We start from the raw sequence: 14,684 nt of genomic DNA, 5'->3' as shown, positions 1-14,684 counted from the left end.
ATATCCGTATAAATAGAAAAAGCCCTTTGAGAAAAGGATTTCTCCTCTCCCAAAGGGTAGTTTAACTTTTACTTAGAATTATCTTTTTTAATAACTAAGTTATAATTGCTATCATAATACAGTCCAAGTTCTCTACACATTCTATCGTTCACATTATCTAACGCTTTCTTATATTCTGCATACGTTGGAGACAGAACCATTAAATTAGGAATGAATATATCGTTATATCCTTTATTTTGTAACTCTTTCTGCATTTTTCTCTGTGCAATAAATGCTGGATGGTATTTCATTATACCGTTTTTCATTTTAGCACCTTTCCATACTTTTTCTTTTAGTCTTTCATATTCACTTTCACTCATATCACGATAATAGGCTATCATCTCATCTGCGGTTCTGGTTTCTTGTGCAATCCCACCTATCATCTTCGCACCTATTCCCATAATAAAAGGAACTTTCAATGTCGTTTCATCGCAATATTCTAATATATTATGTAGTGCCTGCTTCTGTTCCAGAGTCTTCAACCTTACATTAAGAAATGGTTTGAAATGACTTTTAAAATAATCTCCCCATTCTTTTCCCGGTAGCAAAGACTCAATTGCATTTTCAACGGTTTGATAATCAAGTGCCTCATTTGCTTTGTCTGCGTCACCATCATCTATAAATTGCTTCAAAGCTTCAAGTTCTGAGTCTTTTAAAACTTTTTCCTGCACTTTTTCTTGATAAATACGAAGAAGAATACTTTTGTCGCCAGTTTCCAAAAGGCTCTGTATGTCTTTAATACTAATACCGAGTTTTCTATATACTGAAATCTTTTTTAAAGTTTCAACATCTTGTGCAGTATAGTTACGATAACCATTGTTATCTTTATCCACTGACAGCAATCCTTTTTCTTCATAATACTTAACTGCACGCTTTGTCATTCCAACCTCATTTATAATTTCATTTAATAACATCCGATGCACCTCCTTATGATTTATGTTGATAGTATAAGCGTATACGCTGCGTGCAGGTCAAGAGTTTTTCGTCTTTCTTCTAAAAATGGGCAATCCCGATTTCAGGACTGCCCATTCATTCTGCCAATTATGCGATTTTTTCTTGCTTGCACCGATTTCTGCATCAATTGATGTAAGTTTGATGTAAATCGCTGTTTTTTTAGTTTTTTATCAAATGAAGTACGTCCCGTCTATTCGGTAAAACGGTACATCTTTACATCATCTTAATAGAGCTTTGCACCTGCTGGAATATGGTCATCAACCATCAGAAGATGGAGCTTTTCTTCGCCTTCTTCTTCGTGGATAGCACTGAGGAGCATACCGCAAGAGTCAATGCCCATCATCGCTCTCGGTGGAAGATTTGTGATAGCGATAAGCGTCTTTCCAACCAGTTCTTCAGGCTCATAATAAGCGTGAATACCGCTTAAAATGGTTCTGTCTGTGCCTGTTCCGTCATCAAGCGTAAACTGTAACAGTTTCTTTGACTTCGGTACTGCAACACACTCTTTAACCTTTACTGCACGGAAATCTGACTTACTGAATGTATCAAAATCAACAAATTCCTCAAATAAAGGCTCTACCTTTACCTTAGAAAAATCAATCTTTTCAGACTCAGTTTTTACATTTTTTTCAGGTGCTTCAGAAGCTGTATTATTTACATCATTTTTCTTATTTACACCATCTAAGGACTTCATTGTCGGGAACAATAATACGTCACGGATTGCTTCTGCTCCTGTAAGCAGCATACACATACGATCGATACCAAATCCAATACCACCTGTAGGCGGCATACCGATCTCCAGTGCGTTCAGGAAGTCTTCATCTGTTGTGTTTGCTTCCTCGTCACCCTGTGCAAGCAGTTCTTCCTGTGCTTTGAAACGCTCTCTCTGGTCGATTGGATCATTTAACTCAGAGTACGCATTTGCCATCTCCCATCCATTCATGAAGAACTCAAAACGTTCTACATAATTCGGGTCTTCCGGTTTCTTCTTTGTAAGTGGAGAAATCTCGATCGGATGATCCATAACAAATGTTGGCTGTAACAGGTATTTCTCAGCATACTCCTCAAAGAAGAGGCTTAAGATATCACCTTTCTTATGTCTTGCTTCGTATTCGATATGATGCTCGTCAGCTAACTTCTTCGCATCTTCTTCTGTCTCAACTTCATTCCAGTCGATACCTGCATATTTCTTAACAGCATCGATCATTGTAATTCTTTCAAACGGCTTACCAAGGTCGATCTCGATTCCTTTGTAAACAATCTTAGTTGTTCCGAGAACTTCCTGTGCAACATGACGATACAGGTTCTCTGTCAGATCCATCATTCCATTGTAATCTGTATATGCCTGGTATAACTCCATCAGCGTAAATTCCGGGTTATGTCTTGTGTCCAGGCCTTCATTACGGAATACACGTCCAATCTCATAAACTCTCTCCATACCACCGACAATCAGTCTCTTTAAGTACAGCTCCAGAGAAATACGAAGTTTCAGGTCTTCGTTCAGTGCATTGAAATGTGTCTCGAACGGTCTTGCTGCTGCACCACCGGCATTCTGTACCAGCATTGGTGTCTCAACTTCAAGGAATCCCTGGCCATTCAGATAATTTCTGATAGATGCGATAATTTTGGATCTCTTGATAAATGTGTCACGTACTTCCGGATTCATGATCAAATCCACATATCTCTGACGGTAACGTGTATCTGTATTGGTCAGTCCATGGAATTTTTCCGGAAGGATCTGAAGACTCTTAGATAACAGTTTTACAGCAGAGGCATGAATAGAAATCTCTCCTGTTTTTGTTTTGAAGACTTCACCTTCCAGTCCTACGATATCTCCGATATCCATCTTCTTGAAATCTTTGTATTCTTCTTCTCCAATGCTGTCTCTTGCAACATAAGACTGAATGTTTCCACTCTGATCCAGAATGTTACAGAAAGAAGCTTTTCCCATAACACGTTTCTGCATGATACGTCCCGCAAGTGTTACGTGTTTTCCTTCCATCTCTTCATAATTGTCTTTCACATCAGCAGCGTGACATGTCACATCATACTTTGTAATCTCAAATGGATTCTTTCCATTAGCCTGTAAATCGGCGAGTTTCTCTCTGCGGACTTTCTTTAACTGATTTAAATCCGGTTCCTGTGTCTTCTTCTGCTCTCCCATTCTTTTCTCCTTCCCTTTTATGCGACTAAACCCCTCAGTCTCTGAGGGGTTGGATTGTCATCTTCTAAATTAGTTTGAGCGACTGATATCCAGTACACGGTACTGCATAATTCCTGCCTGTGTCTCTACTTCTACGACATCGTTCACTGTCTTACCGATCAGAGCATGTCCTACCGGTGACTCATTGGAAATCTTACCTTCCAGACTGTTAGCCTCTGTAGAACCTACAATCTTGAATTCCATCTCTTCATCAAATGTAATATCAAATACTTTTACAGTACATCCAACGTTGATTTTATCATAATCTACTTCATCTTCTACAACAACTTCTGCATTCTTTAAAATGCCTTCCAACTCTTCGATTCTTGCTTCTATGTCTCTCTGCTCATCTTTTGCTGCATCATACTCTGCATTCTCAGACAGGTCTCCCTGCTCTCTTGCCTCTTTGATTTTTCCGGCAACTTCTTTACGTTTTACAACTTTCAGATTTTCAAGCTCGTCTTCCAGCGCCTTCAATCCTGCATAAGTAAGTAATCTCTTCTTTGCTTCCATTATGCTTTTACTCCTTTTCTTTTATACTTGCAACTTTGGTATACATATTCATAAATCTGTTATTTTTATTCATTATTCTGCCTATTCAGGCACAAATAAAGACACTTTCACAATTTCATTATTATATAGAAAGTTCCTGTTAATGTCAATATTTTTCTTTTCTAATTATATGCTCTTTATATTCAAATTAAAACAGGAATAAACATCCAGCCATGTTTAATATATCTCGTCAATAGGCTGTTGATAATTAATTGTTTCTTTTCTTTTTTCCGTATCTATACTAAGCCTTTCCTTTTCGTTCTGTATATTTCTTTTTCCTATATCCGAACATCACTCTACTTTTTATTATCACAACATTTTTGAATGGTTAATATAACTTTTTTCATATCCAATGGCTTTGCGAGATGTGCGTTCATTCCCGCTTCCATACTTCTTCTCGCATCTTCCGCAAATGCGTTTGCTGTCATCGCAATGATCGGAATCGTCTTAGCATCTTCCCGGTCTAACACACGAATCACACGAGTTGCAGACAGTCCGTCCATTACCGGCATCATAATATCCATTAGGATTGCATCAAATGTTCCTTCCGGTTTTTCTATGAATAAATCTACCGCCTGTTGTCCATCTCTGACAATTGTAACGTCTGCTCCTGCTTCTTTCAATTGTAATTCTGCAATTTCCGCATTTAATTCATTATCTTCAGCGAGTAGCAATGACAACCCATCAATCGTTCCATCAATCGGAAGTTCTTCGGATTTTTTCACCTCAGATTCCTCTGCCAGCTCAAAAGGAAGCGTGATCACAAATATACTGCCGACTCCTTCTCTGCTTGAAACTTCAATCGTTCCGTTCATCTTATCAATAAGTGATTTTACGATCGCCATTCCAAGCCCCGTTCCTTTGTAAATACTTCTCGCATCGGAATGTTCCTGTGCAAATGGTTCAAATATATGCTCCAGAAATTCTTCAGTCATTCCGATTCCCGTGTCAGAGATTGTCCACTGGTATGTTACAATGCCATTTTCCATGCTGGCACAGCGCATTTTCGTCGTAATTCTGCCACCAAGTGTATTATATTTGATTGAATTACTGTATATGTTCAGGAAAATCTGGCGAAGATGCAGAGCGCTTCCATATACATATGGATATTTCACTTCGTCCATCGACCGTTCATATTCTAATGTAATTCCTGCCTCGGACGCACGCAGATCAATCATATTCAGAACATCCTGCGAAAGCTGATGAAGATCAAGTGCTTCATGCATCAGGTTCACTTCTCCATTTTCCAGCTTGCTCATCTGTAAAATGTCATTGATCAGCGATAACAGATGATTTGCTGAAATCATGATCTTCTTATAATTCTCTTTTACCAGTTCTTTATCATTTTCGTGTTTTTCATTAATACGGATCAGCCCGATAATTCCATTTAACGGAGTCCTGATATCGTGACTCATGCGCGACAGGAAGCTTGTCTTTGCTACATTTGCGCGTTCTGCTGCTTCTTTGGCTTCCCGAAGTTCTCTCTGCCTGCGCTCATCTTCTGTGACAATTGCCGTAACATCACTGTGATAACCGCCTAACACCTGTTCTTTTTCTCCTTTTTCATAACATGCCCCACCGCAACGCACATAGATCATGCCCTTATCCGGATGCTCCCATTGATAAGTATTTTCTGAAACATTTCCATCCAGCATTTCCTGCACACTGTCCTGCACAGATTGTACTGCTTTCTCCGGGATACGGGAATACCAGAAATCATAAACTTCTTCCTCTGATAAAAACTGTCCCTCGATTCCAAGTACCTCTTTCATCTTCGGATTTGCATACATCCGCGGCTTTTTTCCTTCCATTAGGCGGATATACCATATTCCAAATCCTGCAGTTTCCAGAATATTGTTTGTATCCTGCAGTTCACTTTTACTCTTTTCCTGTGCTTTAAATGCCTGCGCTATTACAATATTGATAATGATAAGCGCCGCCATAAGTGCCAGACCTAGGAGCGCCGTTGTCCCCGGAACGCTCACATTGGCTTTCTTTAACGGATATGTCACCGCAAGATTGTAATTTTTATATTTCTCACTAACCAGATAATTCCATTCTTTTTCAATCTTATCTGTCTTCTTTAACCGGACTCCTTCCTTCTTCGGAAGCGGAAGAAAACTCGCCCCGTCATCTTCCCATATGTAAATTGTCATTGTCTCTGTGAATGGCATTTTAGAAATAAATTCTGTAATGTCCGCTCCATCACCGGCATTTTTATCAATTACAGATTCCGCCTGATCCAGCACCATACCGCATGCCATTCTGGCACTTTTTTTATTCATATTTATCTGCAATTCCACACTTCCACCCAGAATAAATACAAATATAATAAATAAAATAAAATTAACCTTTCCTGCGCTCACATTTTTCCGAAACATGTGAAAACCTCCCATTTTATCCCCCTCTATCTTCAATGTCACTTTTTATCCATATTTTAGACTAAAATTCAGTCTTATTATACCATAAAGTGATACCCGAAAAAATTATTAAACAAAATCGTTACCTCTTTAAAGCAAAATTGTTATATAGTTAAGAAAGCTACGGATATCTCAAGTATGAAAGTGAGGGGGTGAGGATCTGAACAAATATTTACTGGAACAACTGTATAAACGCTACTACAGAGAACTGTATCTTTACATCTATTCACTCAGTTCAAACTGCACTGTAACTGACGATATTTTACAGGATACATTTTTAAAAGCCTGGCTTTCGCTGAAGGATTCTCACACCAATATGCGTGCCTGGCTTTATATGGTAGCGAGAAATCTTTACTACAATTATTATAAGAAAGCAAAAACTCTTGCATCACTGGAGGCAATCCATACAGAAGATGTAGCTCCTATTTCGGAATATTTTATCAAGAAGGATGTTCTGGAAGAAATTTTACAAAAAGAAGGGACAAAACAGCTTTGGGAAGCGATCCACCATTTAAAAGGACAGCAGAAAGAAGTCATTCTTTTACAATATTTTGGAGATTTTTCCCAGAAAGAAATTGCCGCCATGCTACGGCTCACTACCGGCAGCGTGAAAATGCTTGCCTATCGTGCGAAAAAAGAGCTCAAAAAATATCTTATATCATATCAGGAGGGAACAAGATGACTTATCGTGAATTAATTGAATTATATAAAGCCGGCGAACTTGAGCCGGAACAGCAAAAAAAAATAGAACAGGACATTGAGCGTCAGGAAGCTATTGGTGATTATCTTTATGAAAAAGAGGAAATTCCGGAATTAGGCGATGTATTTATGGAAAAAGACGATACCGATTTTATCAAAGTCGTCAACCGCTCTATCCGAAGTGCTTTCCGCAAACTTGGACTCGCTGTGCTTGCAGTCACACTTGTACTGGTGTTATTTATACAATTTTGCCTGCCGTCAGTCGTTTCCAGATTTTATTATAATCCTGCCAAAGAAGCCAAGGCCGGTCAATCCACCCAGACACAGTTCAGCCGGGATATGGCAGCTTACACAGAACTGTTTCTTCCGGGTAAGCGCAGAGTTTCTGCCACTGTGGAATCAAAAGGATATGGCGATTATAATTTTACAATTCCACAGACTTTCAGCATGACCGGAACGATGACAGATGTCTCCGGTTATATTACACGCGGAAAAATCCATTACTATGACAGCAATGTTTTAAAAACGCCAGTCGGCAATTCATTTTTCTGGAATCAGGCAGATGCAAAGTCAAAAACCTCTTCTGCTTCTGAAAATGTTGCATACATGGAAAAAGTTGCAGATTTGAAAGAAGACGAATCTATTTCCACAAGCGCCGGTGGAAACAAAGAAGATTCAAAAGCTTACATCAAAGATCTGGATTCACGTAAAATGTACTTAGCTTATGTATCTCTGGAAAATATTATGGATTATCCTTCTTTTGCAAAATATATTCAAAAGCAGAAGATCAACGAAGTATGGTGTGGTGTGCAGACAAATGCATTTGATTCTTTAGATGGTGATCCGTCCTATACACTCCATACCTCAAATATCGGTTTCGTATGCAATCCTTCTTCTTTCAGCCCGATTGCATGGAATGATAAGAAATATCCTAATTTATTTCCGGGATGTAAGATCAATAAAGATGGCTGGATTGATGAAGCAGATAGTGCAATTAAAAATCTATACAAAGGAAAATATGCGAAGCAGCATTTTCTGAGCCTTTTAAATTACCTTACCGATCAGGAAAAATTTGTACAGATGATGTCCGAATCCGGTAATACAGGAACTTTTAATGCCGGAATACTTGCACAGGCGAAATCCTATGTGAAGAAACACGGACTTCACATCTATGGATACGCAACCGTTACGGATAAAGAAACTCTGGAGGAACTGATTAATCAGAAAGAAGTCTATTCAATCTATACAGAAGAGATGCAGTAAAACTAAATTTGGGACGGGGATTTTCTAGAAAATCCCCGTCCCAAATTTAACACTTTATCACATTAAACCCATCGTTATTTTTTTAATTAATATGTTAAAAAATTATCACACTTTTTTTGAAATTATGCTATACTATAGACGGCAACAAAAAGATATATATAATTTCAGGAGGTAACTGATCATGATGGAGAGACTTAGAGCAATGCGTGAACCACTCAAATATGTACAGGGCAGAGATGCACTTTTGAAGTTTCAGGAAGAAATGGGCTATATGGGAAAAAGATGGTTATTTGTCTGTTCCCGGAGCGGATATAAAGCCTGCCACGATAAAATCGAGCAGAGTTTTAGAGATTTAGACGACTACAGACGTTATGAAATTTTCGGCGGCATTTCCAGCAAAAGTGAAATAGCCAAAATGCAAGACATTGTAAAAGAAGACAAAATAGACACTGTTGTTGCTGTCGGAGGTGGAAGTGCAGTCGATACAGCAAAAGCAACTGCATACTATTCAGGAAAACATATCGTTATTGTTCCTACGGTTGCTGCAACTGATGCACCATGTACCGGACTTTCCGTTATTTACAACGACGATCATAGTTTTGATAAATATTTATTCTATCCTACTAACCCGGATGCAGTCATGGTTGATACGACGGTCATCGCCAATGCGCCGGTAAAATTCCTCATTGCAGGAATGGGCGATGCACTCGGAACTTATTTTGAAGGTCGCGCTTCTATCCGTACTGAATCTGCCAGTCTGGAAGGTACTGGAATCACAAGAGCCGGTCAAGCACTTGCAAGATTGTGTTATGACACACTTCGTGAATATGGTAAACAGGCTGTAGAAGCATGCAAAGTACATGCTGTTACTCCTGCTTTGGAGAATATTGTAGAGGCAAATGTATATCTTTCCGGTGTTGGTGCTGATAATGTAAACTGTGCCGCTGCACACTCTTTCTACAACGGTGTAACTTCTCTTGGAATCGCACATGCCGACCACGGCTGCTGCGTTGCACTCGGAACATTGGTTCAGCTTATTCTGGAAGGTGTTCCAAAAGAAGAATTTGAAGAAGTACAGAATTTCTGTATGGAAGTCGGTCTTCCTGTTACACTTGAAGAAATTGGAGTTACTACTGCAGAACAGGTTGAAACAATCGCCAAAAATGCCTGTGTACCAGGTGAAACCATCCACAATCTTGCCGGCGACGTACAGCCGGTTGAACTGTATGATGCTATCCTTCAGGCAGATGCAATGGGTAAGCTCGCACTTGGCAAATAATATAATCATACATTAACAAACGGGGCTGGCGCTTTAATGATTACTAGCGCGCCAGCCCCGTTATATTTCTTAATTATAACATTTTTCTATGATTCCGCACCTACTGCATCTGATGCATTTTCCTTTTCCGGAAATAATTTTCCAAAAATAAAACGAATACACGGTCCGCAGTAAAAAATCTGCCAGAATAATGCAACCGGGAAATTAAAAAATGTTGTTTCAAACCATGTTGCAATCACATTTGCTCCTGCATTTTTGAAAAGTACTGTCGCGATCAGACTCATAACCGGACACATAATGCATACGATCATTGCAGAAATTGCAAGTACGATTACAATCTGTCTGTCCTTCGGTGTCACAATACGGAACGCAAGTGCATGTGCCATCTTATCTACTACAAAGAACTCCAGTAAAAATGCAACCGGCCACATGATTTTCATTTCTCCAAAAGCCATCAGGAAAATTTCATTGCTCATTCCACCCATGTTCAGTGCGATATTGTAACAGACCATGACGTAGACCATCAAAAATGACATCATCAGTGTAAAAAAAATGTTTTGAAATAAAGTTTTTGGCATTGTTTGTTCTCCTTTTCTCTCATAAATTCTTAAAATGGGTACAAAAAAAAAGACACTTGTGTTGTTCGTTAATCAAGCATACACTTGTGTCGTTTCCAATTAATACCAAAATCTTTATTTATTTTTCATACGGTTAATTATTCTAACAAATTCCCGTCGAAAATGCAACTCTCAACTCCAAAATATTCTTTGATTTTTACCAGGAAAGCATTATCTTACTTTCCTGGCATCTCTTTCATTTACATCTCATCTTATAACACATCATCATAACATATCTAAGACAATCGCTTCTGCTATTTCAGAGTTAATGTTCTGTCCTCTGCTGCTTTTGTCACAGGTACTTCCGCTTTCACAGATGCATTATCGATTGCAACACTGTAAGTCTTATGGATCAGGCAGTTTACCGGATCTTCTGTTGCAATTACAATCGCAAGGCTATGTCCCGGCTGCACCGTATATCTGGTCGCATTCAGATAAATGTTATAATCGTGATATTCACCCTTTTTAAGTTCAATACTGTTCTGCGCTGTCTCCGGTTCGTATCCTGCTTCCGGGTTACACAGGTCTGCAAATGCTCTTGTGATCACACGGTATTTTTTATGTACTGTCTTAAATTCAGCTTCATCAAATGCCGGAAGATCTCCGCCATTTACAATGCCACCTTCTTTTACGACCTCTACCGGAACAATATTTCTCTCCGGATCAACTGTCTGAATGCTGTCAAATTCCTCATCACACACATCGCAGAGAAGAACTGCAACTTCCACATCATCCATCTTACCGGAAATTTTTGAGTTTCCAAGCTTCATCGTAAGTGTATCTGCATCATTTCTGTTCTCCGGATGGAAATCGCATTCCGCATCTCCGTCTTTTAATGCAGCTCTCATCTTCAGGCACACAGTACCCTGCACTGTAACAGCTTTCTCAAATGGTGCTGTCACATAACGTTTGCCCATGTTGGTAGATGTAATACCCATCACGTCATCGAAGTTTTCTGCACTGATTCCGGCTTTCTCCCAGTCTGTATCGATCACTGCCTCTCCCGATTCAGCGCTGTTAAGCTTCATGCTGTCACTTACGAGCCATGACTTTTCTGTTTCCCACTTCTTCTGATCATAGTTCGTCTGTGCCAGAACTTCCGGCATCTCTTCTGCATCATTTTCCACATCAAACAGATAATGAGAAATCCATTTATTTACAACGTCATCATAGAATTGACCATTGAGCAAAATACCGTAATTTTTATTCGGCATAGTCGGTGTGATATGTGGTCCCTGATGCACGATTGTCTTCACTGTCTGTCCTGCCTGTTTGAAAGAACGGTACATCATCTCAAACTGTTTCGTTGAAACATTCTCATCATTCAATCCCTGTACGATCAGAGCGCTGCATTTGATCTTATCTGCATTTAAGCGATAATTTCCGCTTCCCCAGAACTCCGGATCATAGTCAAATCCACATTTTAACTGCTGCAAACTTAATTCGTGATGAAATGCGGCGATATCATCCAGCTGCTTCTCAGATAATGTCTCGTCATTATAGCGGCTGGAGCAGTAGTAAGCCAGAAAACTATTTAACATCTCTTTTGGCCAGTAACGCTGTGCACCCTGCATATTCTGCTGTGTGTACCAGTCTGCGATTCCTGCAACCGGAACGATTGTCTTAAGACCTTCCACACCGGTTGTTGCCACTGCAAATGGCATTGTTCCTGCATAAGATCTTCCAGTCATGGCAACTTTTCCATTGCACCAGTCTGCCTTTGTCTCGGTTGTTCCTGTGCGGTCTGCGTAAGCAGTGCGGTCTCCGTGCAGCCATTCTACCACACATTTGAAAGCATCTCTTTCAAAATCTGAACCGACAAAATTAAATCCATCTGAGCCGAGTGCACCAAATCCTGCGCTGACAATCACTGCAAATCCACGCACAAGATAATAGTTAAAATTCTCTAAATTCTCGTAAACCATACTGTTGTTGTTCCCTTTATCCGGGTAATACCAGTCAGACGGATCTGTTTTAAGTGCCAGTTCCATTGCACTGATAGAACCAGTCGGTACACGCGGATCTGCCTTGTGATTCAACTCTTCCATATCAAATTTGCGGTACTCCTTCTCCGCTACATCTTTCATATGCTGATATCCGTCTTCCTGCACACCGGCACAGTACGGACGCGCCTCGAATAAAGCAGGTGCTTTATAATTTCCCTCTACAGCACTTCGCGGAACTTGGATCAATGCTTTGACAAGATCTCTTTTTCCGTCTCCGTCCATATCATAATCGGATTCAACATAAACACAATATCTCACAGTATCAGATGTCTTCGCATCGTATTTTTCTCCGCTTTTCCCATCGGTAAATGGAAATACTGGCTGAGCCATTCCATTTTCAAATACCGGTACTTTACTGTAACACTTTTCTTCCATTGTAAAACCTCCAAATGACAAATCATATCTTTTTATGATTTTCGTATTTTTTCTCCAGACTGCTCTTATAGTCTTCGCCCCAGTCTTTTATGGCATCCAGGATCGGCTGCAGGCTCCACCCAAGTTTCGTCAGGGAATACTCAACTTTCTGCGACACACTTCCAATTGATTTCTTCAATTCACCGAACCGTTTCGTCCCGGTCAGCAAATCTCTCAAGATCAGCACTTTCCATTTATCTCCATTCAATGTCAGCGTTGTCTCTATCGGACATGCCGGCTACGTCTTTGCATTTCCCTGTACACTCATATACTTAACCTTGCTTTTCCTGTATCCAATTATGCAAATTGCTCTGTGCTTTGCACTCACGTAATCCTTCTCCGAATATTCATAACCCTTGAAGTTTTCGCTACATGCTTATGATAACACATTCGATTCTTTTATCCAATATTCCCATCTGTTTTTCCATCACCTTCTTAAATTTTTTGTATTTCAAAGACTCCGAATTTCCTTATAAACACGCAATCGTTTCCTCCAGGGCACTACACCACTTAATTGTGTGTACTTGTCGGAGAGTGCCTTCCCCAATAAAATAAAACCAGATTCAAGCCAGACACACATGCATCCCGGCACATAATCCTGATACAACGCAAATCAACAGAAAGTACTTACAACACTCTGATATTTATTTTAATAATAATATCTTCTCCTCCGGGAGATAGAGCCATGCCGGGAGACCTCGCTCTTCCAGCATTTTCCACTGGTCGCGCTGCACAAACCAACACACATTTTCGCTTGCTTCTGTTTCTACATTTTCTTCCCGGCATTTCTCGGATATCCGCAGAAAAAATCTGTGCTCAAATGGAAGTTTTGCTACACTTTCAATTTTCACCGGGATCCGGTTGTTATTCAAATTTTCATTCGCTTTCTCCTGATTCCGCTTTCCTTCATCTGAAATCTCATCCCACACCGGCACAAAGTCATGTGCGCGGATTCCTATGTACTGGATTTCTTCCGATATCTCCTGCTTCAGTGCAAGACAGATTTCCCATGCCGGTACCTGTAAATGATGGGCATCTTCACGGATTACTTTCGTGATATTTTTACACCCGGTCAATCTTGCTGCTTCTTTCCACTCCGGGTATGCAAAAATCTCTTCTGTCTTTCCGGCGCATACCACTTTTCCCTTATCCATAATGACAAGTTCTTCACTGAAACGATAAATCTCATCCCTGCTGTGAGACACTAAAATAACCGTACCCGGATAATCTTCCAGCATTTCCATCAGTTCCTGCTGCAATTTATCTTTCAGAAATTCATCCAGCGCTGAAAATGGCTCATCCAGCAAAATCGCATCCGGTTCATATGCCATAATTCTTGCCAGCGCCACTCGCTGCTGCTGCCCGCCGGACAGTTCCCCCGGAAGTCTGTTTCCCAATCCGGTCAGCTGGAATTTCTCAATCATCTGATCCGCAATTTTTTCCTGCTCTTCCTGGCTGCATCGAAGTCCTGCCATAATATTTTTCCGCACAGACATCGTCGGAAACAGCGCATAATTCTGAAAAAGATAACCAATCTTTCTCTTCTGCGGTTTGATGTTAATCTTCTGAGTGTTGTCATACAAAATCCGCTCTTCCAGTACAATCTGCCCCTGATCCGGTGTCTCTATCCCCGCAATACACTTTAATGTCATACTTTTTCCACAGCCACTTGCACCAAGGATGCCGATTCTTTTGCTATTACTTTTCACATGCATATCCAGATGAAATCTGCCCAATGTTTTCTGTATGTTTATCTCAATCATTGTCTCTCCCACACTCCACTTTTGCCGCCGGATTTGCGCAGCAAATGTACTTCATTTATTTCCATTCCCTTATCCACTGCCTTACACATATCATAAATCGTAAGCAAAGCAACATTTACCCCGGTCAGCGCTTCCATTTCCACACCGGTCTTCCCGGTTGTCTTCGCTGTGCACCTTGTCTCAATTTCAAAAGTATTGTCATTGAAGATAAATTCCACTTCCAGTTTACTTAAGTTTAATATGTGACACAGCGGGATCAGCTCGGAAGTCTTCTTAGCGCCCATGATTCCGGCAATACGCGCGACACCAAGCACATCTCCCTTTTTCATATCATCATTTTTTACTTTCAGGTAACACTCTTCCGACATCCGTATCCGTCCGGACGCTGTTGCCTCCCTTACTGTATCTTTCTTCTCGCTAACATCCACCATAACGGCTTCACCCTGCTTGTTAAAATGTGTAAAATCACTCATCG

The 14,684-nt window shown here is 40.2% G+C and carries 12 protein-coding genes; 3 read left to right on the top strand and 9 right to left on the bottom strand.

Going from position 1 to position 14,684, the window contains the following annotated elements; all coding sequences use genetic code 11:
- Positions 1-68 precede the first annotated feature (68 nt).
- The 4 genes from H8S07_RS03445 to H8S07_RS03430 form a co-directional block, all read right to left on the bottom strand.
- Positions 69-953 carry a MerR family transcriptional regulator gene (locus H8S07_RS03445; protein WP_117714600.1) on the bottom strand — a complete coding sequence of 295 codons (885 nt, stop codon included), beginning with the start codon at positions 951-953 and terminating at the stop codon, positions 69-71.
- Between the two features lie 263 nt (positions 954-1,216).
- Positions 1,217-3,157, bottom strand: a complete 1,941-nt coding sequence (lysS, locus tag H8S07_RS03440; RefSeq protein WP_186855418.1) for a lysine--tRNA ligase — start codon at positions 3,155-3,157, stop codon at positions 1,217-1,219.
- A 69-nt stretch (positions 3,158-3,226) separates the two neighbouring features.
- Positions 3,227-3,709: a transcription elongation factor GreA gene (greA, locus tag H8S07_RS03435; protein WP_021859512.1), complete on the bottom strand. Its 483-nt coding sequence runs from the start codon at positions 3,707-3,709 to the stop codon at positions 3,227-3,229.
- A 335-nt stretch (positions 3,710-4,044) separates the two neighbouring features.
- Positions 4,045-6,129, bottom strand: coding sequence for an ATP-binding protein (locus H8S07_RS03430; RefSeq protein WP_243060439.1), 2,085 nt, complete (start codon positions 6,127-6,129; stop codon positions 4,045-4,047).
- 199 nt (positions 6,130-6,328) lie between these two features.
- On the opposite strand from H8S07_RS03430, the gene H8S07_RS03425 reads away from it, so the two are divergent.
- From H8S07_RS03425 to H8S07_RS03415, 3 genes are all read left to right on the top strand, one after another.
- Positions 6,329-6,850: an RNA polymerase sigma factor gene (locus tag H8S07_RS03425; RefSeq protein WP_186855437.1), complete on the top strand. Its 522-nt coding sequence runs from the start codon at positions 6,329-6,331 to the stop codon at positions 6,848-6,850.
- A complete protein-coding gene (locus H8S07_RS03420; protein WP_186855417.1) occupies positions 6,847-8,130 on the top strand; it encodes an anti-sigma factor C-terminal domain-containing protein in 1,284 nt (427 codons plus the stop codon). The genes H8S07_RS03425 and H8S07_RS03420 overlap by 4 nt, the downstream gene beginning before the upstream one ends.
- 184 nt (positions 8,131-8,314) lie before the next feature.
- Positions 8,315-9,409 (top strand): glycerol dehydrogenase, encoded by a 1,095-nt coding sequence (locus H8S07_RS03415; RefSeq protein ID WP_117537748.1) that lies wholly within the window; start codon positions 8,315-8,317, stop codon positions 9,407-9,409.
- An 86-nt stretch (positions 9,410-9,495) separates the two neighbouring features.
- Here H8S07_RS03415 and H8S07_RS03410 read toward each other — a convergent pair whose 3' ends face one another.
- From H8S07_RS03410 to moaC, 5 genes are all read right to left on the bottom strand, one after another.
- A complete protein-coding gene (locus H8S07_RS03410) occupies positions 9,496-9,987 on the bottom strand; it encodes a DUF2798 domain-containing protein (protein WP_186855416.1) in 492 nt (163 codons plus the stop codon).
- 293 nt (positions 9,988-10,280) lie between these two features.
- Entirely contained in the window at positions 10,281-12,407 is a 2,127-nt protein-coding gene (locus H8S07_RS03405; RefSeq protein ID WP_186855415.1) for a CocE/NonD family hydrolase, read from the bottom strand.
- Positions 12,408-12,429: 22 nt separating this feature from the next.
- Positions 12,430-12,672 (bottom strand): winged helix-turn-helix transcriptional regulator, encoded by a 243-nt coding sequence (locus H8S07_RS03400; protein WP_186855436.1) that lies wholly within the window; start codon positions 12,670-12,672, stop codon positions 12,430-12,432.
- Positions 12,673-13,090: 418 nt separating this feature from the next.
- Entirely contained in the window at positions 13,091-14,209 is a 1,119-nt protein-coding gene (locus tag H8S07_RS03395; RefSeq protein ID WP_117537599.1) for a sulfate/molybdate ABC transporter ATP-binding protein, read from the bottom strand.
- Complete coding sequence (gene moaC, locus H8S07_RS03390) at positions 14,206-14,682, bottom strand: cyclic pyranopterin monophosphate synthase MoaC (RefSeq protein ID WP_117537598.1); 477 nt, start codon at positions 14,680-14,682, stop codon at positions 14,206-14,208. The genes H8S07_RS03395 and moaC overlap by 4 nt, the downstream gene beginning before the upstream one ends.
- Positions 14,683-14,684 lie beyond the last annotated feature (2 nt).

This window comes from Dorea hominis (genome assembly GCF_014287705.1).
GTDB classification, from domain to species: domain Bacteria; phylum Bacillota; class Clostridia; order Lachnospirales; family Lachnospiraceae; genus Dorea_D; species Dorea_D hominis.
This window is presented reverse-complemented; position numbering and strand designations above follow the sequence as displayed.